This is a genomic window from Paraburkholderia sp. 32 (assembly GCF_050435345.1).
In the GTDB taxonomy this organism is placed as follows: Bacteria; Pseudomonadota; Gammaproteobacteria; order Burkholderiales; family Burkholderiaceae; genus Paraburkholderia; species Paraburkholderia tuberum.
The window spans coordinates 1,032,618-1,053,587 of the sequence record NZ_JBNDKD010000003.1 but is presented as its reverse complement, the minus strand read 5'-3'; the positions used below and the strand labels follow the sequence as shown (position 1 = coordinate 1,053,587).

Below are 20,970 nucleotides of genomic sequence, written 5' to 3'. Positions count from 1 at the left end.
GACGAATAAGCTCAGCTTCGACGCGAACTTCCGGCCTTCGCAATTTACCCATCCGGCCTTCAACCCGGAACCGCGCGAGCGGTGGCTACCCGCCGCCGCCCGCGCGGTTTCGAAGCATCGCGCATCGGCTACGAGCCGATTGCGTCCAGACACGCATGATGACAACCGACAGGTTTCGAGGCCCGCGCGCGCGCGTCGTTACGGCGTTCGCGGCGCGGGTTGCGATGACGCTCGTCGCGGGGCTGCTGGTCGTGCCGTTGACGACCGCGCCCGTGTTGGCGAGGGCGTCGATCGCGCAGTACGACGCGCCGAAGTATCCGTCCGGGTTCACGCATTTCGATTACGCGGACCCGAATGCGTCGACCGACGGCACACTGGTTTTCCAGAACTACGACGAAAGGCAAAGCTACGATTCGCTGAATCCGTTCCTGACGCGTGGTGCGCCGGCGCCGGACATCCTGCATCTGATGTTCGATACGCTGATGCAGCGCAGCTGGGACGAGCTCGCGTCGGAATACGCGTTGATCGCCGACGACGTCGAGGTGGCGCCGGATGGCAAATCAGCGGTGTTTCATATCGACCCGCGAGCGCGCTTTTCGAACGGCGATCCGATCACCGCCGAGGACGTCAAGTATTCGTTCGATACGCTGACCAGCCCGCAGGCATCGCCGCTGTTCAACTCGCAGTTCGCGGTGATCAGCCGCGCCACGGTGCTCGACCCGTCGCGGGTGCGCTTCGACTTCAGGCACGTGGAACGCGACGCGCCGTTGATCGCAGGCGACCTGCCGGTTTTCTCGCGCAAGTGGGCAATGCAAGCCAACGGCACGCGCATCGCGTTCGATCAGTTGACCAACGTGCCGCCGGTGTCGAGCGGCCCGTATCTGATCGAGCAGCGCAAGAACGATACGCAGATCGTCTACCGTCGCAATCCGGCTTACTGGGCCGCCGATTTGCCGTCGCGGCGCGGCATGTACCATTTCGCGCGCGTCGCGTTCAAGCTCTATCACGATCATTACACGCAGCTCGAGTCGCTGAAAGCGCTCGATACCGACGTGATGGTCGAATACAGTTCGATGCAATGGGCGCGCCGTTATATCGGCAAGAACTTCGATAACGGCGCGTTGCAGCGCAAACTCTTTCCGGATCACGGCGCGCAGATGCAGGGGCTGATGTTCAACACGCGCAGGCCGATGTTTTCGGATGTGCGGGTGCGGCATGCCCTTGCACTCGCGTTCGACTACGACTGGCTGAACCGGATGACCTTCTACGGCCAGTACCGGCGCACCAACAGCTACTTCGACGATAGCCCGTTCGCCGCGCAAGGCGCGCCGACCGATGCCGAACTCGCGCTGCTCGAGCCGTATCGCGCGAGTTTGCCGGCGGCCGTGTTCGGTCCAATGGTCAGGCAGGCCGACACGATTGCGCCGCACACGTTGCGCGAGAACCTGCGCGAAGCGCGCGGCCTGCTCGCCGAAGCGGGTTGGACGGTGCGCGACGGCCAGTTGCGCGACGCGCACGGCAACCCGATGTCGATCGAAATCATCGACGATCAGCCTGGCATGGATCGCGTACTGCTGGCGTATATGCGCAACCTGCAACTGCTCGGCATCGATGCGCATATGCGCGAGATCGATAGTGCGTTGTATCAGAAGCGGATCGACAACTTCGAGTTCGATATGACGACGTTCATCTATCTGCGCGTGACGATTCCCGGTTCAGAACTGGAGCGTCGTTTCAGCAGCGCATCGGCATCGCAGGTCGGCTCGGAGAACTATCCGGGCGTGAGGTCGCCGGCGGTCGACGCGCTGGTGCGCGCGGTGATGCGCGCGAGCACGCTGAACGAACTCGAAACCGCGACCCATGCGCTCGACCGCGTGCTGATCAACGGCTATTACCTGGTGCCCGAATATTTCGCGCCGGATACGCGCATAGCGTACAAAAGCGCCCTCGGCTACCCGTCGGTGACGCCGGTCAGTTTCCAGGGCGAGGACTGGATCGTCAGCTACTGGTATCGCAAGACGCCGTCCGCTGCGGCCAATACCGCCGAGGCGAAGTGAGGGGCTTATGTTTATCTACATCGTCAAACGTCTGCTGCTGATGATCCCGACGCTGATCGGCGTCGTTACGCTGACTTTCTTCGTGACGCAGTTCGTGCCGGGCGGCCCGGTCGAACAGATGATGACGCAGTTGCGTCACGGCCAGCAGCGCGGCGGCGAAGGCGGAGGCGGCGGCAACGCGTATCACGGCAGCCAGGGCGTCGATCCGCAGCAGATCGAGCAGATCAGGAAGCAGTTCGGCTTCGACAAACCGCCGCTGACGCGCTATCTGAAGATGCTGAGGGACTACGCGCGTTTCGATCTCGGCCAGTCCTACTATCACCATCAGAGCGTATGGGCGGTGATCCGCTCGAAACTGCCGGTGTCGATCACGCTCGGGTTATGGACGGTCGTGCTGACCTACATCGTGTCGGTGCCGCTCGGGATCGCGAAAGCGGTGCGCAATGGCTCGCGCTTCGACACCGCCACCAGCGTGATGGTGCTGACCGGCTACGCGATTCCGGGCTTCGTGTTCGGCGTGCTGCTGCTGATGCTGTTTGGCGGCGGCACGTTCTGGCAGATCTTCCCGATGCGCGGCCTCACGTCCGATAACTTCGACGAACTCAGTGCGTTCGGCAAGGTGCTCGATTATCTATGGCACATCGTGTTGCCGGTGACGGCGTCGGTGGTGGGCAACTTCGCGATCGTCACGATCCTGACCAAAAATACGTTTCTCGAAGAGATTGGTCGTCAATACGTGCTGACCGCGCGGGCGAAAGGCGCGCCCAAGCGTGACGTGCTGTGGAAGCACGTATTGCGCAACGCCGCGATTCCGCTGCTGACCGGGTTGCCCGCCGCGTTTATCGGCGCCTTCCTGAACGGCAACCTGCTGATCGAAACGCTGTTTTCGCTCGACGGCATGGGCCAACTGTCTTATGACTCGGTGATCCGCCGCGACTATCCGGTCGTGCTGGGTTCGCTGTTCCTGTTCACGCTGATTGGTCTCGTGACCAAACTCATTGCTGACGTCTGCTATGTCCTCGTCGACCCCCGCATCCAGTTCAACAGCCTGGACCGATAATCTGCCGCCCGGCGCGTTGCCGGTGTCCGTGTCGCCTGGGCGACGCGTATGGCAGCGTTTCCGCCGGCAGAAGCTCGGTTACTGGAGCCTGATCGTGTTCGCGGCGCTGTTCGGGCTGAGCCTGCTCGGCGAAGTGCTCGCGAATGACCGGCCGCTGATGGTCCGTTACGACGGCCATGACTATTTTCCGATCGTGAAGGACTATCCGGAAACGATGTTCGGCGGCGATTTTCCGACCCGCGCGAACTATCTCGATCCGTTTATCCGCAAGCAGTTGACGGAGAAAGGCAACTTCGCGATCTACCCGCCGAATCACTACCACTACGACACGATCGATTACTTCGCGACGCGGCCGTTTCCGGCGTCGCCGTCCGCGACCAACTGGCTCGGCACCGATCAATACGGCCGCGACGTGCTGTCGCGATTGCTGTACGGCTTCAGGCTGTCGGTGTTGATGGCGCTTGCGCTGACGGTGTCGGGTATCGTGCTGGGCGTGCTGGCGGGTGCGTTGCAAGGCTTTTACGGCGGCCGCACCGACCTGATCGGGCAGCGCCTGATCGAAGTATGGAGTTCGATGCCGGACCTGTATCTGCTGATCATCTTCGCGTCGATCTTCGAGCCGAGTTTGTGGCTGCTGTTTATCCTGCTGTCGATGTTCGGCTGGCTGGTGCTGTCCGACTATGTGCGCGCCGAATTCCTGCGCAACCGTTCGCTCGATTACGTTCGCGCCGCGCGCACGATGGGTTTGAGCAACTGGCAGATCATCTGGCGTCATCTGCTGCCGAACAGCATGACGCCGGTGATCACCTTCCTGCCGTTCCGGATGAGCGCCGCGATTCTGTCGCTGACGAGTCTGGACTTTCTGGGGCTGGGTGTCGCACCGCCCACGCCGAGCCTGGGCGAACTGCTTCAGGAAGGCAAGAACAACCTCGACGCATGGTGGATTTCGGTATCTGCGTTTGCTGCGCTGGTGATCACGTTGTTGCTGCTGACGTTCATGGGCGACGCGTTGCGCAATGCGCTCGACGCCCGTTCACGCGGGTCGGCGTTCGGCGGGAGGAAGTGATGAGCGACGCAACGTTGCACAAGCCTTTGCTGGAAATCGAGACGTTCTCGATCCGTTTCGGCGACAAGGTCGCGGTTCGCGAACTGAATCTGACGATCGGGCGCGGCGAGCGGGTTGCGCTGGTCGGCGAATCCGGTTCGGGCAAGAGCGTCACGGCGCTGTCGATCCTGCGCCTCGTCGAACCTGCGCAGACCAGCGGCCAGATCCGTCTCGACGGCGTCGATCTATTGCAGAAAACCGAGCAGCAGATGCGCGGGATTCGCGGCGCCGACGTCGCGATGGTGTTTCAGGAGCCGATGACCGCGCTCAATCCGCTGTTCACGATCGGTCAGCAGATCGCCGAAAGCCTGCGTCTGCACGAGGGTTTGCGGTCGAACGCGGCGCGCGCCCGCGGCATCGAACTGCTGCGCCGTACCGGCATTCCCGAGCCGGAACGGCGGATCGACAGCTATCCGCATCAACTATCCGGCGGACAACGCCAGCGCGCGATGATCGCGATGGCGCTCGCGTGCCGTCCGCGCCTGCTGCTCGCCGACGAACCCACTACCGCGCTCGACGTCACCGTGCGTCGGCAGATCGTCGATCTGCTGATCGAGTTGCAGGAACAGGAAGCCGCCGATCGCGGCATGGCGGTGCTGCTGATCACGCACGACCTGAATCTCGTGCGCCGCTTCGCCCAACGCGTGGCGGTAATGGAAAAGGGTGTGCTGGTCGAAACCAATACGACCCAGGCGCTGTTCGCAGCGCCGCAGCATCCTTACACGCAGCGATTGCTCGACAGCGAACCGCATCGCGAGATCGGGCCGATCGAACCGCATGCGCGTCGGGTGCTCGAGGTGCAAGGCCTCGCGGTCGATTACCGGACGGCCGCGAAAGGCTGGCGCTCGCTGTTCAGCGGTTCGACCTTTCGCGCAGTGCACGACGTCGATCTGACGCTGCGTCGCGGTGAGACGCTCGGCGTGGTCGGCGAATCGGGCTCCGGAAAATCGACGCTGGCGGCGACGCTGCTCGGTCTGCAACGGCCCGCCGCCGGTCATATCCATATCGACGGCGCGCCGTTGTCGGCTTTGCGTGGCGCGAACTCGCGCCGCGCGTTGTACTCGCGGATGCAGGTGGTGTTTCAGGACCCGTTCGGGTCGCTATCGCCGCGTATGACGGTCGAGCAGATCGTCGGGGAATGGATCGAGGTGCACCGGCCGGAAATCGACGCGCGCACGCGCCGCGCGCGGGTGGGGACGATGCTCGAAGAAGTGGGCATGCCGCAAGAATCGATGCTGCGCTATCCGCACGAGTTTTCCGGCGGGCAGCGGCAGCGCATAGCGATCGCGCGTGCGTTGGCGGTCGAACCGGAAGTGCTGATTCTCGACGAGCCGACCAGCGCGCTCGATGTGTCGATCCAGCAACAGGTGCTTAAGTTGTTGGCGGGCTTGCAGAAGAAGTACCGGTTAAGCTACCTATTGATCACCCATGATCTGGCGGTGATGCGTGCGATGGCGCATCGCGTGATCGTGATGAAGAACGGCCGCGTGGTCGAGGCGGGAGACACGCCCGACGTGCTGCATGCGCCGTCACATCCTTATACGCAGTCGTTGCTCGCCGCGTCGATGATCGCGCCGGAGCACGACGAACCCGAGGTGCTGCAATGAGTGAATCGCGCTGGACGCAGGCCGCCCGTGCGTTGAAGAGCAATGCGGCGTTCTGGTCCTTACGGATTGTCGATGAACAGATCGACGACCACGAAGTGCGCAACGACGTCGCGCAGCCGCTGCGCACGCAGCGCGAACGCGGCGCCATGCTGACCGCGTGGGCCGGCGCGGGCGCAGGCTACGCGGCAACCACGGATCTGTCCATCGCGGGCTTGCAGGCTGCGCTCGATATCGCGACGCAACGTGCGCTGGCGAGCGCCGGCGCATCGCTGATCGACCATCGCGCGGTGTCGCGCGAAGCGCTCAGCGGCGCGTATGTCTCGCCCAATGCCGACCGGCCGCTGCCGACGCGCGGCGAATGGCTCGCGCGTCTCGCGCACGAATGCGCCGCCGGGAAAATCGACGAGCGGATCGTCGAGCGCACGGCATCCGTGCAGATCACGCGCACCGAACAGGTTTATCTGACCAGCGACGGCGCGCGAATCGACCAGCGCTTTTGCCTCGTGATGCCGGAAATGAGCGTCGCGGCGCACGCGAACGGCGACACGCAGGTGCGCACGCTCGGCGGCAATTACGGCACGCTCGCGCAAGGCGGCGTCGAAGTGCTGGACCGCTACGCGTTCGACGGCGCAGGCGTGCGGCTCGCCACCGACGCGCTGACCTTGCTGGCCGCGCCGAACTGTCCGTCTGGTCCGCGCGACCTGCTGCTGATGCCCGATCAGATGATGTTGCAGATTCACGAATCGATCGGGCATCCGCTCGAACTCGACCGGATTCTCGGCGACGAACGCAACTTCGCCGGATGGAGTTTCGTGAAGCCGGAGATGTTCGGCACTTACCGTTACGGCTCGGAACTGCTCAACGTGACATTCGATCCGTCGTTGCGCGAACAAGCCGCGTCGTACGCATTCGACGACGACGGCACTGAAGCGCGCAAACAGTATCTGATTCGCGATGGCGTGCTCGAACGTCCGCTCGGTGGCGCGCTGTCGCAACAGCGCGCAAAGATGGCGGGCGTCGCGAATTCGCGTGCGTCGAGCTGGAATCGCGCGCCGATCGACCGGATGGCGAACCTGAATATCGAACCGGGAACCAGCACGCTCGGCGAAATGATTTCCGGCATCGAACACGGCATCCTGATGCGCACCAATACGTCGTGGTCGATCGACGATCACCGCAACAAGTTTCAATTCGGCTGCGAGTTCGGCCAGTTGATCGAAAACGGCAAGCTCACGCAAATCGTCAGGCAACCGAATTATCGCGGCATATCCGCGAATTTCTGGCGCAGCCTGAGCGCGGTCGGCAATGCCGGCACGCGCGAAGTGTTCGGCACGTCGATGTGCGGCAAAGGCGAACCGGTGCAACTGGTGCGCGTCGGCCATGCGTCGCCGCCGTGCGTGTTCACGCATGTCGATGTATTCGGAGGCGCGCGATGACCACAACCCATGCAGTCAATGCATCGAGCGGCTTCGATTTCGCCTCGAACGCGCAGTCGCCGGATTGGCACGCGCATTTCGCGCTGCTCGCCGATGCGATCGACACGTTGCTCAGCGGCGACGAAGTGGCGTTGACGCGGCTGTCGGCGGAGCAATCCGACTTTATCCGCTTCAACGGTGGCAAGGTTCGGCAGATCGGCCAGGTGTCGCAAGGCAAGCTGACCGTCCGCCTGATCGACGGCGCCAGGCAGGCGTATTCGAGCTTCACGGTATGCGGCGATCCAGCGACGGACCTGCGCGATATCGCCGATGCGCTGAATACGTTGCGCGACGGCTTGCGCGATGCGCCCGACGACCCGCATCTGTTGTACGACGCCACCCAATGGACCCAATCGACGCGCCGCAGCGGCAAGCTGCCCGCGCCCGACGCACTGTTGCGGATCGCCACCGAAAGCGCGCGCGGACTCGATTTCGTCGGCTTCTATGCAGGTGGCTCGATGGTGCGCGGCTTCGCGTCGTCGCGCGGCAGTCGCGGCTGGTACGAAGTCAGCAACTTCAGCTTTAGCTGGTCGTTGTACGACCCGAGCGGCCGTGCGATCAAAAGCACGTACACCGGCGACCACTGGGACGACAGCGTGTTCGCCGCGAAGGTCGAACAGGCCGCCGGACGTTTGCCGGTGCTTGGACACACGCCGCGCGCGTTGTCGCCGGGGCGGTATCGCACGTATTTGGCGCCGTCGGCGATGCTGGAACTGGTCGGCACGGCGTCGTGGGGCGGGTTTTCCGCGCGCGCGAACGCCACCGCGCGCAGCCCGTTTTACCGGCTGCACAGCGGCGAAGTCGCGCTCGATCCGCGCGTGTCGATGACCGAAGACCTGAGCCTGAATATCACGCCGCGCTTCAACGAAGACGGTTATCAGCGCGACAGCGTGCCGTTGATTCACGACGGCCGCAACGCCGGGCAACTGACCAACGCCCGTAGCGCGCGCGAATACGGATTGACGCCGAACGGCGCGCTCGCCAGCGAAACGCCCGAGTCGCTGGCGATGGCTGGCGGCGATCTCGACGCCGCCGATATCCTTGCCGCACTCGATACCGGGCTGTATGTCGGCAATCTCTGGTACGTGAATTTTTCTGACCGGATGAATTGCCGGTTGACCGGCATGACGCGTTTCGCGACGTTCTGGGTCGAACGCGGCCAGATCGTCGCGCCGGTCGACGCGATGCGTTTCGACGACAGCCTGTACCGTTTGCTGTCGAGCGAGCTCGAACGTCTCGACGCCGAGCCGGAACTGCTGCTGAACGATGGAACGGAGGGCGAGCGGCAGACCGGCGGCTGGAAACTACCCGGCTTGCTGGCACGCTCGTTCGAACTGACGCTGTGAGTGAGTTTCCGATGACAGACTGAACGCCATAACAATGACAGAACCAAAGACAATATTTGAGAGCACGACCCGGTTCGGGGCCGAACCGGTCGAGATGAGCATCAGGCCGCTGGATCCGGACGACGCCGCGCAACTCCACGCGCTGCATTCATGCCCCGGTGTGATGCGCCAGAATCCGATGCGTCCGTATCCGACCTTGCAGCAGACTCAAGGCTGGCTCGCGAAGCTCGCGGCGCCGTCGATGGCGATTGCAGCGCTGGTGGGCGATACGCTGGTCGGCTCGGCCGATCTGCATCCGGGCACGCTGCGTCGCGCGCATAGCGGCTGGCTGGGTATCAGCGTGCACGACGACTGGCAGGGCAAGGGCGTCGGCACGCGGCTGATGGCCGAACTGATCGATGCCGCCGACAACTGGTACGGGCTGCGCCGTCTCGAGCTGAATGTGTTCGCCGACAACCATCGCGCGATTGCGCTGTATCGCAAGTTCGGTTTTTCGCACGAAGCGACCTTTCGCGGCGCCGTGCTGCGCGACGGCATGCTGATCGACTCGATGTTCATGGGCCGCTTACGCGCGCCGATGGGTCATCTGCAAGCGGAAATCGAGGCGGCCGTATGAACGTCTCGTTGAAACCCGACACGGCGCATGTGATTATCCGCGCCCGCGAAGTGTCCGACCTCGACGCGATCACTTCGTTGATGAACTGCCCCGGCGCGCGGCATGGCACGTTGCAGACGCCGTATCGCTCGAACGCGACGGTCGGGAGCTGGCTAGAAAAAATGCCCGCGAACACGCTCGGGCTGTGCGCGGAGGCGGGCGCTCGCGTGGTCGGGATGATCGACGTGTTGCCGCGCATGCACCGGATGGCGCATTGCGCGGGAATCGGTCTCTGCGTGCATGACGATTACGTCGGGCGCGGCATCGGCACGGCGCTGCTCGCGGCGGCCGTCGAGTGCGCGGATACGCTGCTCGGCCTGCGTCGGCTGGAGTTGACCGTGTTCGTCGACAACCACCGCGCGATCGCTCTGTACCAGCGCTTCGGTTTCGTCGAGGAAGGACGCTCGCCAGCGTTCGCGATGCGCGACGGCAAGCTGGTCGATGCATTCCATATGGCCCGTTTCGCCGATCCGCCGGTGTTCGCTTCGCCGGTCGCGCTCGCACCGAACCCACACGCGTGAGCATGCCTTGGCCGCCTTTTTTATCGACCGACCGGTCTTTGCGTGGATTCTGGCGCTTGCGGTAATCATCGCGGGCGCGCTCGCGTTGACGCAACTGCCGGTCGCGCAATATCCACGACTCGCGCCGCCGCGTATCGTGATCGACGCCGTCTATCCGGGTGCATCGACGGAAGCCGTGGATGCGAACGTTGGCAGCGTCATCGAAGAAAGTCTCGACGGTGCCGACGGGATGCTTTACTACGAAACCGCCAGCGACGGCCTCGGCAACCTTGAAATCGCGGCGACCTTCGCGCCCGGCACCAACCCCGATATCGCGATGATGGACGTGCAGAACCGGCTCAAGCAGGTCGAGCCGCGTTTGCCGCAACAGGTGGTGCAGCAGGGTATCAGCGTTTTCAAGGCCGCCAACACGTTCCTGATGCTGGTCGCGCTGACATCCACCGATGGCACGCGCGATTCCGCGCAACTGAGCGACATCCTCAGCCGCGACATCATGCGCGAACTGAAGCGCGCGCCGGGCGTCGGTTCCGCGCAACTGTGGGACGCCGACGAAGCGTTGCGCGTCTGGCTCGATCCGATGAAGCTGCGCGAATTCGGCCTCGCCGCGTCCGACGTCAACGCCGCGATTGCCGCGCAAAACGCGAGCGTCGCGGCAGGCACACTCGGCGACGCGCCGCTGGTGGACGGCCAGCAGCTGAGCGCGTCGGTGAACGTCAAAGGGCAGTTGCTGTCGCCGGAGGAATTCGGCCAGATCGTGCTGAAAGCGCACCCCGACGGCTCGGCAGTGCGGCTTGCCGACGTCGCGCGGGTCGAGATCGGCCGCGACAACTATACGTTCTGGTCGCGCCTGAACGGCAAGCCGTCGGCGACGGTCGGGATTCAACTCGGGCCGCGCGGCAACGCGCTCGAAACATCGGACGCGATTCGGGCGCGGCTCGCGGAACTGGCGAGCCGTTTGCCGCCGGGCGTCGCGGTTCAGGTGCCGTTCGATAGCGCGCGCTTCGTCAACGTTGCGATTCGCGAAGTGCTGATCACGCTGGCCGAGGCGATCTTGCTGGTGTTTCTCGTGATGTGGCTGTTCCTGCGCGATCTGCGCTACGCGCTGGTGCCGACAGTGGTGATTCCGGTCACGCTGATGGGTGCGTTTGTCACGATGTACGCATTCGGCTTGTCGATCAACGTGTTCACGATGTTCGGCCTCGTGCTGGCGATCGGCATTCTGGTCGACGACGCGATCGTGGTGGTCGAGAGCGTGCATCGCGTGATGGACGAAGAGGGCATGGCGCCGCGCGACGCGACATTGAAAGCGATGAAACAGATCGGCGGTGCGATCGTCGGCGTGACGGCGGTGCTGACCGCCGTGTTCGTGCCGATGGCGTTCTTTCCTGGCGGCGTCGGTGGGATTTACCGGCAATTCGCGGTCGCGATGATTGCGTCGATGCTGGTGTCGTCTTTCATGGCGCTTTCGTTGACGCCCGCATTGTGTGCGAACCTGCTGAGCGCGCCTGCGCAATCGGTCCGTCAGCGTGACGCGCGACGCGGTTTGCGTGGCGTTGCCGCGCGCCTCTCGACGCGTTTCGAACAGGGCTTTGATCGCGGGTCGCGCGCCTACCGGGCCATGACGGCCGCCGCGATGCGCAGGGTCGGGCCGCTGCTCGCGGTGTATGCCGTATTGCTGCTGCTGTGCGGCGCGTTGTACTGGCGGATGCCGGGCGGCTTCCTGCCCGTCGAAGACCAGGGCCAACTGCAGGTGATGATCCAGTTGCCGGCCGGCGCGACGCAGGCGCGCACGCTCGCCGTCGTCGAAAAGACCGAGTCGATTTTGCGCATGCAAACGGCGGTGGCGAACGTGACAAGCGTGATCGGCTGGAGTTTCGAGGGCAGCGGACAGAACGTAGCGATGTCATTCGTCACGCTGAAAGACTGGGGCCGGCGCGGCGTTGATGCGATGACGCTGCGCGACACGTTGAACCGGTCGTTCAGCCGGATTCTCGACGGCAACGTGCAGGCGCAATTGCCGCCGTCGGTGCCGGGCGTCGGGCATTCGGACGGCTTCACGTTCCGGCTCGAAGATCGCGGCGGCTTGGGCCGCGACGCGTTGAAGGCCGCCCGCGACCAGCTTGCCGAGCGCGCGAAGGCCGATCCGTCGCTGGCGTCGATTCATTTCGAGGATCTGCCCGACGCGCCGCGTATCGAACTCGACGTGGACCGCGCGAAGGCGTACGCGCTCGGCTTATCGTTCGACCGGATTGCGGACGTGCTCGGCAGCACCTTTGGCTCGTACTACGTCGACGATTTTCCGGCGGGTGGCCGGATGCGCCGCGTCCTGGTGGCGGGCGATGCGTCGACGCGGATGACGGAAACCGATCTGCTGGCGTTGTCGGTGCCGAACCAGTCGGGCGCGATGGTGCCGCTGTCGTCGGTTGCGACGCGCCGCTGGACCATCGGGCCAGTCGCATTGACGCGCTACAACGGCTATCCGTCGCTCGATCTGAACGGCCGTGCGGCGAGCGGTGTCAGTTCGGGGGCGGCGATGGAGGCGATGGAGCGGCTCGCGGCGAGCTTGCCTGCGGGCATCGCGTTCGACTGGGTCGATGCGGCGCGCGAAGAACGCGCGGCGGCGCGGCAGACGCCGTTGCTGCTCGGACTGTCGCTGCTGGCGGTGTTCATGGCGCTAGCCGCACTATACGAAAGCTGGACGATTCCGCTCGCGGTGTTGATGGTCGTACCGCTTGGCGTAGTCGGCGCCATTGCGGCGATGCTGATGCGCGGCATGCCGAACGACGTCTACTTCAAGGTTGGGATGATCACAGTGATCGGCTTGTCCGCGAAAAACGCGATTTTGATCGTGCAATTCGCGCGCGACCTGAGCCTACGCGGCGTGCCGCTGACGCGCGCGGTGATACGCGCGGCGGGCGCGCGATTTCGCCCGATCGTGATGACGTCGTCGGCGTTCCTGCTGGGCGTCGTGCCGCTGGTGCTGGCGAGCGGCGGCGGTGCGGAAAGCCGCCGGTCGATCGGTACGGGCGTGTTCGGCGGCGTCGTGACGGCGACCTTGCTCGGGCTGGTGTTTGCGCCGGTCGCGTTTCAGGCGGTGGCGGTGGTCGCGCAGCAAGGGCCGCGCGGCGCGCTGCGGCGCTTGCATGGCTATCGGCGTCAGTCGCGCGAGTTGATTCGCGATGTCAGCACTTGATCGGCTCACGCGCCGTCGGTCTTCAGATACGCACGCGCGAGGGCTTCGTTTTCAAAGCCGAGCCGCTCGAGGGCGGCTCGATGAATGAAGTCCCGGCCAGTTGCTCCGATTCGCGGTAGTCCCGCATCTTATCGCGTGCGCGAGCGGGGAGTGTGCAATTTGCCGTTGCGATGTTTCGCAGCGCGTGCGACGCATCGCGCCGCGCGAATGTGCCGCTTGCTCGACCGCACTCGATATGTATTTCGCGCCAACATTTGACGTTGTGTCAGCGATCCGATATACTCCTTTTTCTCTGACGCGGGGTGGAGCAGTCTGGCAGCTCGTCGGGCTCATAACCCGAAGGTCGTAGGTTCAAATCCTACCCCCGCAACCAAAGCATTGTTGAAAGCCCGCATCGCGAAAGCGATGCGGGCTTTTTGACTTTCGGCGCTACGTTTTGCTTGTGGCGCTCGCTGCGTATGCTGCGCGCGTGAATAGATGCAACACGATTCGCGCGGGATCGAGGCCTCGAGCACATCGTCACTCTCCTCCAATCGCCCACTGCACCGCCGCCTCGTCATGCAACGCGGCGGTATCGAAGCCGGGCAGCACTGAATCTTCCGGCTCGTGTTCGTCGCGAGGATCATGAGATCGGCGCCGCTGCGCTCGAGCTGGCGCGCGGCGTTGGTCATCCGTTCGCCGAGCGCGAGTCAGTATCCGAATCTTCGTTGACCGATGGGACGCAAGAATCATCCATCGCCCATATCCGATGTCTAAACCAACGGTTAGCGTGGTCGTCCCAACGACCAGGAGTAGGTTTCAGATGTCATATGAACAGGATTCAGACAGCGTGCGCGTGGTGCTGAGCGCCCCGCAACTGTCGGCCGTGCTGGCTCGCCACTTGATTAACCCCACCGAAATGCTTTCCAACCGTCTGTGGGGCGGTTTGCAGGTTGTCGGCGGGGTGCTTGAAATGGCTGGAGCGGCAGCGCTGTGCGTGTTGCCCGAACCGACGATGGCAAGCAAGGCCGGGTGTGTAGTGTTCGGGGCGCATGGTTCGGACACGGCCGAGGCGGGCCTGCGTCAGGTCTGGACAGGGCGCGATACCGCCACCTTGACTCAGCAGGGCACGGCGAAGCTGGCAGAGGCGATGCGGGTCAGCCCTGACATGGCAGACCAGATCGGCCTGTCTATCGAGATGGCCGTGCCGTTCGGCTTTGCTGGCTCGATCAAGGCTGCACGCGCGGCCAGCGTTACGATGGGCCGGATCCATCTGCAAATGCACGAGGCGAAAGCGCTCAATCCAGGGCTCGGAGGGCACACGCTCCAGAAGCATGTTGGTAAGAACGAAGCATGGCTCAGGGAGCGGCTGAAACGCGAGTCCGGGCGAGACATCGTGTCGTCATTTACAAATCTCGAGCAGGCCGAACGTGCCATTTCTGAAGCAGTGGATGCCAATGCTGCAAGAATCAGGACGTGGGCGCAGTCTTCGACTCGAAGCGCGACGATCATGGTAACCAAAGTCGTCTCAGGCGACATTGGATATGGAGTGACGCGGGAAACAGGCACACTCACGCGCATGAACCAGGTGTTCGTCGTCCTGAAATACGAAACCTATAACGGCATGCCGTATTACGTCCTTACCGCCTACCTTGAATGAGAAATCAATGAGTTACTCCGAGCGCTATCCAGCAATGGAGCATATTTTTAATGTGTATTTCGGCCAGGACTTCGACCTGTTCGGGGAGAACGTGCAAGAAATTGTCGCGTGTTACAAGAAAGACAGCCCTTACGATTATGAAAATTTGATTCGCGAAATTGACTCGTTCAGGAGCGAACATCCGAGTGACCTGGACGCCACTTTCAAACAGGTGTTCAGGAGGGGGTTTCGTCCCGAAGGCTGGGGCTACACAACCGCCTCTTTTCTCGACGAGATCCAGCGCGTTCTGAGCGAATAATCGGCTTGTTGCCAGTTGCGGACAGTTCCGTGCGGTCCGACGTCTATGCACGGGACGTTCTCAGTGTCGATCTATCGCTTTCGACTCGCGCCATCTCTCGCCGACAAAGGGAGGCGAATCTGTTTCCCTTCCGGCGCAAAACCAGAGCCCCGCGCCCATCCTCACTCCGCCCCGATCGCCCACTCCACCGCCGCCTGCGCATGCAACGCAGTGGTATCGAACACCGGCAGCACCGAATCTTCCGGCTTGATCAGCAGCGTGATCTCCGTGCAGCCGAGTATCACCGCCTGCGCGCCACGCGCGGCCAGATGCTCGATCACGCGTCGATAAACCTCGCGCGACGCGTCGGCGACGTTACCGTGGCATAGCTCGTCGTAAATGATGCGGTGCACGTCCGCGCGGTCGTCCTCATCAGGCACGAGCGTGTCGAGTCCATAGCGCTCGCGCAGCCGGCCCATATAGAACGTCTGCTCCATCGTGTAGCGCGTGCCGAGCAGGCCCACCCGCTCGACGCCCGCCGCGCGCAGCGCCGCGCCGGTCGGATCGGCGATGTGCAGGAACGGTACCGTGATCGCCTGCTCGATCGATTCGCACACGCGATGCATCGTGTTCGTCGCAAGAATCACGAGATCGGCGCCGCCGCGTTCGAGCTGGCGCGCGGCGTCGGCCATCTGTTCGCCGAGCGCGTGCCAGTCGCCGGCGCGCTGGTTCGCCTCGATCGACGCGAAATCGACGGTCAGCAGAAGACTGCGCGCGTTGTGATGGCCGCCGAGCCGCGCCTTCGCGTGGCGGTTCAGCAGCCGGTAATACTCGGTGGACGACTCCCAGCTCATTCCGCCGATCACGCCGATCGTTTTCATCTGTACGCTCCGTCAATGCATGGCCGAAACGGCGAGTATAGGCGCGTCGCATCGCGCGCAGCCGGTACGGATCTCGGCCTGCGCGCCGGTACGCATCGGTGCCCGCATTTTTCTGGCGCCGATAGAATCGTAGCGAATCCGAACGCGATCAACCGGAGCGAACATGGATCTGATCATCCGCCACGCGACGCTGCCGCGCAGTGCCGCCCAGCTGTCCCCGCATCACCAGTCCCCAGTCGACATCGGCATCGACGCGGGCCGTATCGTCGCCATCGAGCCGAACCTGGCCGCGAGCGCACGCGACGAAATCGACGCGGCCGGTTCGCTCGTCACGCCGCCGTTCGTCGACCCGCATTTCCATATGGACGCGACGCTGTCGTACGGTTTGCCGCGCGTGAACGCGTCGGGCACGCTGCTCGAAGGCATCGCGCTATGGGGCGAGCTGAAGCCCGAGCTCACGCAGCAAGCGTTGATCGAACGCGCGATGCAGTATTGCGATTGGGCGGTCGCGCGCGGCCTGCTCGCGATCCGCAGCCACGTCGACGTGTGCGATCCGCGTCTGCTCGCGGTCGAGGCATTGCTCGAAGTGAAGCGCCGCGTCGCGCCGTATCTCGATCTGCAATTGGTTGCCTTCCCGCAAGACGGTCTGCTGCGCAGCGCCGGCGCGTTCGACAATCTGAAGCGCGCGATCGACATGGGCGTCGACGTGGTCGGCGGCATTCCGCATTTCGAGCGGACGATGGCCGACGGCGCGCAGTCGGTGCGCATGCTGTGCGAGTACGCGGCCGAAAAGGGCTTGCGCGTCGACATGCATTGCGACGAATCGGACGATCCGCTATCGCGCCACATCGAAACGCTCGCGGCCGAAACGCACCGGCTCGGCCTGCACGGACGTGTCGCCGGTTCGCACCTGACGTCGATGCATTCGATGGACAACTACTACGTGAGCAAGCTGTTGCCGTTGATTCGCGAGTCGGGCGTCGCGGCGATCGCGAATCCGCTGATCAACATCACGCTGCAAGGCCGCAGCGACACGTACCCGAAACGGCGCGGCATGACGCGGGTGCCGGAGATGCTGGCCGCGGGCATCACGGTCGCGTTCGGCCACGACTGCGTGATGGACCCGTGGTACAGCCTCGGTTCGGCCGACATGCTCGAAGTCGCGCAGATGGGCCTGCATGTTGCACAGATGACCAGCGTCGACGGCATGCACGCCTGTTTCGACGCGGTGACCGTGAACGCGGCGCGCATTCTCGGTCTGGAAGACTATGGCATCGCGCCCGGATGCGCGGCCAATCTCGTCGTGCTCGATGCGCGCGACGAGCTCGAGGCGATCCGTCTGCGCGCCGCGCGGCTCGTGGTGGTGAGCCGGGGCAGGGTGGTCGGCCGCGCGCCGGCCGAGAGCGTGTCGTTATCGCTCGAAGGGCGGCCTGAGCAGGTCGATTTCAAGCTGCATCGCGCGTAGCGACATATCTCGCGCATCAATGACAAACCGGCGGCCTGCGCGAGCAGACCGCCGGTTTTTCTATCGGCATCGTTCATTCAGCGCCATCGCATCCGGGCCGAACGAACGATCATCGCGACGTTTCAATCGCTCAGTGCGCGGCACCCGGCGCCATGCCGTTATGCCGCAGCAGCGCATCGATATTCGGCTCGCGGCCACGGAACGCCTTGAACGATTCCATCGCCGGACGGCTGCCGCCCACTTCGAGAATCTCGCGACGATAACGCATGCCGGTCGACTGATCGAGCACGCTGCCCACGGCTTGCGCGGCTTCCTCGAACGCCGCGTACGCGTCGGCCGACAGCACTTCAGCCCACTTGTAGCTGTAGTAGCCGGCCGCGTAACCACCCGCGAAAATATGGCTGAACGTATTCGGCCAACGCGAGAACGGCGCTTGCGGCACGACGTGGAAGCGTTCGTTGATTTCGCGCGCGAGTTCGTTGGCGCTCTTCGCGCCGTTCGCGTCGAAGCCGGTATGCAGTTGCATGTCGAACATCGAGAACACGATCTGCCGCAGCGTGCCGAGGCCGCTCTGGAAGTTCTTTGCGGCGAGCATCTTGTCGAACAGCTCGCGCGGCAGCGGCTTCGCGGTATCGACGTGCGAGGTCATGTCGGACAGCACGTCCCACTCCCAGCAGAAGTTCTCCATGAACTGCGAAGGCAGCTCGACCGCATCCCATTCGACGCCGTTGATGCCCGACACGCCGAGCTCATCGACGCGCGTGAGCATGTGATGCAAGCCGTGGCCGAACTCATGGAACAGCGTGATCACTTCGTCGTGCGTGAAGCAGGCGGGCTTGCCGCCGACCGGCGCCGAGAAATTACAGGTCAGATACGCGACCGGCGTTTGCACCGCGCCATGCGCGAGCTTGTGACGGCCGCGCGCGTCGTCCATCCATGCACCGCCGCGCTTGCCTTCGCGTGCATAGAGGTCGAGATAGAACTGCGCGACGAGGCCGCCGTCCTGATTCTCGACGCGGAAGAAGCGCACGTCCGGATGCCAGACGGCCGCTTCGTCGCGGCGGATGCGCACGCCGAACAGCGTCTCGGTGACCTTGAACAGGCCCTTGAACACCGCGTCTTCCGGGAAGTACTGCTTCACTTCGTTTTCCGAGAACGAATAGCGCTTCTGGCGCAGGCGCTCGGCGGCGAACGTCATGTCCCACGGCTGCAGATCGGTCATGCCGAGTTCGCTCGCGGCAAATTCGCGCAGCTCTTTCCAGTCCTGCTCGGCATGCGGACGCGCGCGCGTCGCGAGGTCTTCGAGGAAGGCCATTACCTGCGCTGGCGATTCGGCCATCTTCGGCGCGAGCGACACTTCGGCGAAGTTGCCGTAGCCGAGCATCTGCGCTTCTTCGGCGCGCAGCTTCAGTTCGTCGGCGAGCACCTGGGTGTTGTCCCACTCGGTCTTGCCGTTGCCGTATTGCGCGCCGAGCTCGGACGCGCGCGTCACGTATGCGCGATACATCGCTTCGCGCATCGGACGGTTTTCCGAGTACTGCATGACCGGGAAATAAGACGGGAAGTGCAGCGTGAACTTGTAGCCAGTCTTGCCGTCTCGCTCGGCGGCTTCCTTCGCGGCTTCGATCACGTCTTCGGGCAGTCCCGCCAGTTGCGTTTCGTTGCCCGCATCGACGATGTACGCATACGCGTTGGTCGCATCGAGCACGTGATCCGAAAACGCCTTCGACAGCGCCGCCTGGCGCTCCTGCAATTCGGCGAAACGCGGCTTCTGGTCTTCCGGCAACTCGGCGCCCGACAGACGGAAATCACGCAGCGCGTTGCTGAGGATCTTCTTGCGTTCGCCGTTCAGCGATGCGAACTCGTCGCTGGCGTTCAGTGCCTTGTACTTCTCGTAGAGCGCGAGATTCTGGCCGACGCTCGACCAGAACTCGGTCACGCGCGGCAGGTTTTCGCCGTACACGGCGCGTAGCTCGGGCGTATCGGCGACGGCATTGAGATGACCGATCACGCTCCACGCGCGCGACAGCGGCTCGGTGGCGCGCTCGACCGGTTCGACGACGTCGGCCCACGACGCGGGCGTGGCCGGCAGCGCGGCACGCTCGACGGCGGCCGCCGCGTCGGCGAGCAGCACGTCGAGGGCGGGCGTCACGTGTTCGGGTCGGATGGAGCCAAAGCGCGGCAGATCGGAAAAATCGAGGAGCGGGTTGTCTTGATGCGTGGCGGTAGTGGACATAAGGCTTCCTGTCTGACGCGGGTGAAGGGGGCGGTGCGGCGCTTGCGCGTGCCGTCTCGTGCTGGGTCGCTCGACGCCCGGCGCAGGCGGCACCGGCTACGGACATTATTGGGGCGGGGGGCGCCGATTCCAATCCATCGGCTGACAAATTAACAGATGTTGCGGCGCGTTGGGCGCGTGTTGGGGCAGGGCGTGGGCCGCGGGATCCGGCGACGCGGTAAGGAGGCGGTGGTTCTGCGAGAGAGAAGGGCGGGTGATGACCCGGTGGACGAGACAGATGAGTCGCCTCACTCCGCCTCGCGCTCACCGCCCGGCGGTTACGCCTTGGCCGCGTCCGCCTCGCGCTCGGCCGCTTCGATCGTGTTGACGAGCAGCATCGTGATCGTCATCGGGCCGACGCCGCCCGGCACCGGCGTGATATGGCCGGCCACTTCCTTGACACCCGCGAAGTCGACGTCGCCGCACAGCTTGCCGGCGTCGTCGCGATTCATGCCGACGTCGATCACGGTCGCGCCCGGCTTCACCATGTCCGCGGTCAGGATGTTGCGCAGTCCGGTCGCGGCGACCACGACGTCGGCGTTGCGCGTGTGCGCGGCCAGATCGCGCGTCTTGCTGTGGCAGATCGTGACGGTCGCGCCCGCTTCGAGCAGCAGCAGCGCCATCGGCTTGCCGACGATGTTCGAGCGGCCGATCACGACCGCGTTCGCGCCCTTCAGATCGATGCCGTAGGCCGCGAACATCTTCATCACGCCGTACGGCGTGCACGGACGGAACAGCGGCTGACCCGTCATCAGCGCGCCCGCATTGGCGACGTGGAAACCGTCGACGTCCTTCTCGGGCGCGATCGCCTCGATCACCTTGTGGCTGTCGATGTGCTTCGGCAGCGGCAGCTGCACGAGAATGCCGTGGATGGCCGGATCGCGATTCAGCTCGTCGATGCGCGCGAGCAGGTCGGCTTCGGGCAGATCGGCCGGATAGCGGTCGAACGACGAGCCGAGGCCGTTGTCGTGGCAGGCCTTCACCTTGTTGCGCACATACACTTCGCTGGCCGGATTGGCGCCGACCAGAATCACGGCGAGGCCCGGCTGATGGCCGCGAGCGGTCAGGGCGGCGGCGCGCGCCGCGACGTCGGCGCGCAGGGTCTTGGAGAGGGCGAGGCCGTCGATCAGTTTGGCAGTCATGGTCGGTCGAACGTTGGGTCGAGATTGGGATCGGGAATCAGGTCGGGACAGACGGTTTGGCAGGCGGGGCGAAGCGCTCGCGCGGAGGGGCGCGTGACGGCGTGCTTCGGCTGGCTGACGGAGCCACGGAGCCACGTCGCCCTGCGACAGGCGCGCTGCCGGTTCGGGCAAGGCGCCGCTGCGAAGTCCGACATTATACCGGCGCGGGGGCGCGCTTTCGCAGTGGATTCGGGGCGCGCGGCGCGCGTGGGAGCGTCCGGGATGTGAGGCGG

Annotated in this window: 15 protein-coding genes, 1 tRNA gene and 1 pseudogene; 13 read left to right on the top strand and 4 right to left on the bottom strand. The window is 64.2% G+C overall.

From position 1 onward, the window contains the following. Nucleotides 1-158: 158 nt before the first annotated feature. The 10 genes from OKW26_RS27475 to OKW26_RS27430 all read left to right on the top strand — a co-directional run bounded on the left by OKW26_RS27475 (nucleotide 159) and on the right by OKW26_RS27430 (nucleotide 13,392). Complete coding sequence (locus OKW26_RS27475; RefSeq protein WP_429357134.1) at nucleotides 159-2,057, top strand: extracellular solute-binding protein; 1,899 nt, start codon at nucleotides 159-161, stop codon at nucleotides 2,055-2,057. A 7-nt stretch (nucleotides 2,058-2,064) separates the two neighbouring features. After that, complete coding sequence (locus OKW26_RS27470) at nucleotides 2,065-3,117, top strand: microcin C ABC transporter permease YejB (protein WP_429355777.1); 1,053 nt, start codon at nucleotides 2,065-2,067, stop codon at nucleotides 3,115-3,117. Next, nucleotides 3,071-4,183 carry an ABC transporter permease gene (locus OKW26_RS27465; protein ID WP_429355776.1) on the top strand — a complete coding sequence of 371 codons (1,113 nt, stop codon included), beginning with the start codon at nucleotides 3,071-3,073 and terminating at the stop codon, nucleotides 4,181-4,183. The genes OKW26_RS27470 and OKW26_RS27465 overlap by 47 nt, the downstream gene beginning before the upstream one ends. Then, the gene (locus tag OKW26_RS27460; protein WP_429355775.1) at nucleotides 4,183-5,829 is read left to right on the top strand and encodes an ABC transporter ATP-binding protein; all 1,647 of its coding nucleotides are present in this window, start codon (nucleotides 4,183-4,185) and stop codon (nucleotides 5,827-5,829) included. Before OKW26_RS27465 ends, OKW26_RS27460 begins: the two co-directional genes overlap by 1 nt. Next, complete coding sequence (locus OKW26_RS27455; protein ID WP_429355774.1) at nucleotides 5,826-7,265, top strand: TldD/PmbA family protein; 1,440 nt, start codon at nucleotides 5,826-5,828, stop codon at nucleotides 7,263-7,265. The genes OKW26_RS27460 and OKW26_RS27455 overlap by 4 nt, the downstream gene beginning before the upstream one ends. Continuing rightward, nucleotides 7,262-8,650, top strand: coding sequence for a TldD/PmbA family protein (locus OKW26_RS27450; protein ID WP_429355773.1), 1,389 nt, complete (start codon nucleotides 7,262-7,264; stop codon nucleotides 8,648-8,650). The genes OKW26_RS27455 and OKW26_RS27450 overlap by 4 nt, the downstream gene beginning before the upstream one ends. A gap of 94 nt (nucleotides 8,651-8,744) precedes the next feature. Beyond that, complete coding sequence (locus OKW26_RS27445) at nucleotides 8,745-9,266, top strand: GNAT family N-acetyltransferase (RefSeq protein ID WP_429355772.1); 522 nt, start codon at nucleotides 8,745-8,747, stop codon at nucleotides 9,264-9,266. Then, nucleotides 9,263-9,826 carry a GNAT family N-acetyltransferase gene (locus OKW26_RS27440; RefSeq protein WP_429355771.1) on the top strand — a complete coding sequence of 188 codons (564 nt, stop codon included), beginning with the start codon at nucleotides 9,263-9,265 and terminating at the stop codon, nucleotides 9,824-9,826. The genes OKW26_RS27445 and OKW26_RS27440 overlap by 4 nt, the downstream gene beginning before the upstream one ends. A gap of 7 nt (nucleotides 9,827-9,833) precedes the next feature. After that, nucleotides 9,834-13,019, top strand: coding sequence for a multidrug efflux RND transporter permease subunit (locus tag OKW26_RS27435; protein WP_429355770.1), 3,186 nt, complete (start codon nucleotides 9,834-9,836; stop codon nucleotides 13,017-13,019). A 296-nt stretch (nucleotides 13,020-13,315) separates the two neighbouring features. After that, a tRNA-Met gene (locus OKW26_RS27430) sits at nucleotides 13,316-13,392 on the top strand. Between the two features lie 220 nt (nucleotides 13,393-13,612). On the opposite strand, the pseudogene OKW26_RS27425 reads toward OKW26_RS27430, so the two are convergent. Beyond that, nucleotides 13,613-13,708 (bottom strand): annotated as a pseudogene (locus OKW26_RS27425) (aspartate racemase); the annotation flags it as partial. A 113-nt stretch (nucleotides 13,709-13,821) separates the two neighbouring features. On the opposite strand from OKW26_RS27425, the gene OKW26_RS27420 reads away from it, so the two are divergent. Beyond that, on the top strand, nucleotides 13,822-14,658 hold the full coding sequence (locus OKW26_RS27420; protein ID WP_429355769.1) for an RNase A-like domain-containing protein: 837 nt from the start codon (nucleotides 13,822-13,824) through the stop codon (nucleotides 14,656-14,658). A gap of 7 nt (nucleotides 14,659-14,665) precedes the next feature. Further along, nucleotides 14,666-14,956 carry a contact-dependent growth inhibition system immunity protein gene (locus OKW26_RS27415; RefSeq protein WP_184067505.1) on the top strand — a complete coding sequence of 97 codons (291 nt, stop codon included), beginning with the start codon at nucleotides 14,666-14,668 and terminating at the stop codon, nucleotides 14,954-14,956. A 161-nt stretch (nucleotides 14,957-15,117) separates the two neighbouring features. Here OKW26_RS27415 and OKW26_RS27410 read toward each other — a convergent pair whose 3' ends face one another. After that, the gene (locus OKW26_RS27410) at nucleotides 15,118-15,816 is read right to left on the bottom strand and encodes an aspartate/glutamate racemase family protein (RefSeq protein WP_429355768.1); all 699 of its coding nucleotides are present in this window, start codon (nucleotides 15,814-15,816) and stop codon (nucleotides 15,118-15,120) included. 163 nt (nucleotides 15,817-15,979) lie between these two features. Here OKW26_RS27410 and OKW26_RS27405 point away from each other — a divergent pair, with 163 nt between their 5' ends. Further along, on the top strand, nucleotides 15,980-17,281 hold the full coding sequence (locus OKW26_RS27405) for an amidohydrolase family protein (protein ID WP_429355767.1): 1,302 nt from the start codon (nucleotides 15,980-15,982) through the stop codon (nucleotides 17,279-17,281). 130 nt (nucleotides 17,282-17,411) lie between these two features. On the opposite strand, the gene OKW26_RS27400 is transcribed toward OKW26_RS27405, so the two are convergent. Together OKW26_RS27400 and folD are read right to left on the bottom strand one after the other, a co-directional pair. Beyond that, on the bottom strand, nucleotides 17,412-19,517 hold the full coding sequence (locus OKW26_RS27400) for a M3 family metallopeptidase (RefSeq protein ID WP_429355766.1): 2,106 nt from the start codon (nucleotides 19,515-19,517) through the stop codon (nucleotides 17,412-17,414). A 317-nt stretch (nucleotides 19,518-19,834) separates the two neighbouring features. Next, a complete protein-coding gene (folD, locus tag OKW26_RS27395) occupies nucleotides 19,835-20,698 on the bottom strand; it encodes a bifunctional methylenetetrahydrofolate dehydrogenase/methenyltetrahydrofolate cyclohydrolase FolD (RefSeq protein ID WP_184057354.1) in 864 nt (287 codons plus the stop codon). Nucleotides 20,699-20,970 lie beyond the last annotated feature (272 nt).

Excerpts from the sequence above, each read along its gene's own strand:
- OKW26_RS27475 (WP_429357134.1), top strand. The coding sequence starts at position 159 with ATGACAACCGACAGGTTTCGAGGCCCGCGCGCGCGCGTCGTTACGGCG.
- OKW26_RS27470 (WP_429355777.1), top strand. The coding sequence starts at position 2,065 with ATGTTTATCTACATCGTCAAACGTCTGCTGCTGATGATCCCGACGCTG.
- OKW26_RS27465 (WP_429355776.1), top strand. The coding sequence starts at position 3,071 with ATGTCCTCGTCGACCCCCGCATCCAGTTCAACAGCCTGGACCGATAAT.
- OKW26_RS27460 (WP_429355775.1), top strand. The coding sequence starts at position 4,183 with ATGAGCGACGCAACGTTGCACAAGCCTTTGCTGGAAATCGAGACGTTC.
- OKW26_RS27455 (WP_429355774.1), top strand. The coding sequence starts at position 5,826 with ATGAGTGAATCGCGCTGGACGCAGGCCGCCCGTGCGTTGAAGAGCAAT.
- OKW26_RS27450 (WP_429355773.1), top strand. The coding sequence starts at position 7,262 with ATGACCACAACCCATGCAGTCAATGCATCGAGCGGCTTCGATTTCGCC.
- OKW26_RS27445 (WP_429355772.1), top strand. The coding sequence starts at position 8,745 with ATGAGCATCAGGCCGCTGGATCCGGACGACGCCGCGCAACTCCACGCG.
- OKW26_RS27440 (WP_429355771.1), top strand. The coding sequence starts at position 9,263 with ATGAACGTCTCGTTGAAACCCGACACGGCGCATGTGATTATCCGCGCC.
- OKW26_RS27420 (WP_429355769.1), top strand. The coding sequence starts at position 13,822 with ATGTCATATGAACAGGATTCAGACAGCGTGCGCGTGGTGCTGAGCGCC.
- OKW26_RS27415 (WP_184067505.1), top strand. The coding sequence starts at position 14,666 with ATGAGTTACTCCGAGCGCTATCCAGCAATGGAGCATATTTTTAATGTG.
- OKW26_RS27410 (WP_429355768.1), bottom strand. The coding sequence starts at position 15,816 with ATGAAAACGATCGGCGTGATCGGCGGAATGAGCTGGGAGTCGTCCACC.
- OKW26_RS27405 (WP_429355767.1), top strand. The coding sequence starts at position 15,980 with ATGGATCTGATCATCCGCCACGCGACGCTGCCGCGCAGTGCCGCCCAG.
- OKW26_RS27400 (WP_429355766.1), bottom strand. The coding sequence starts at position 19,517 with ATGTCCACTACCGCCACGCATCAAGACAACCCGCTCCTCGATTTTTCC.
- folD (WP_184057354.1), bottom strand. The coding sequence starts at position 20,698 with ATGACTGCCAAACTGATCGACGGCCTCGCCCTCTCCAAGACCCTGCGC.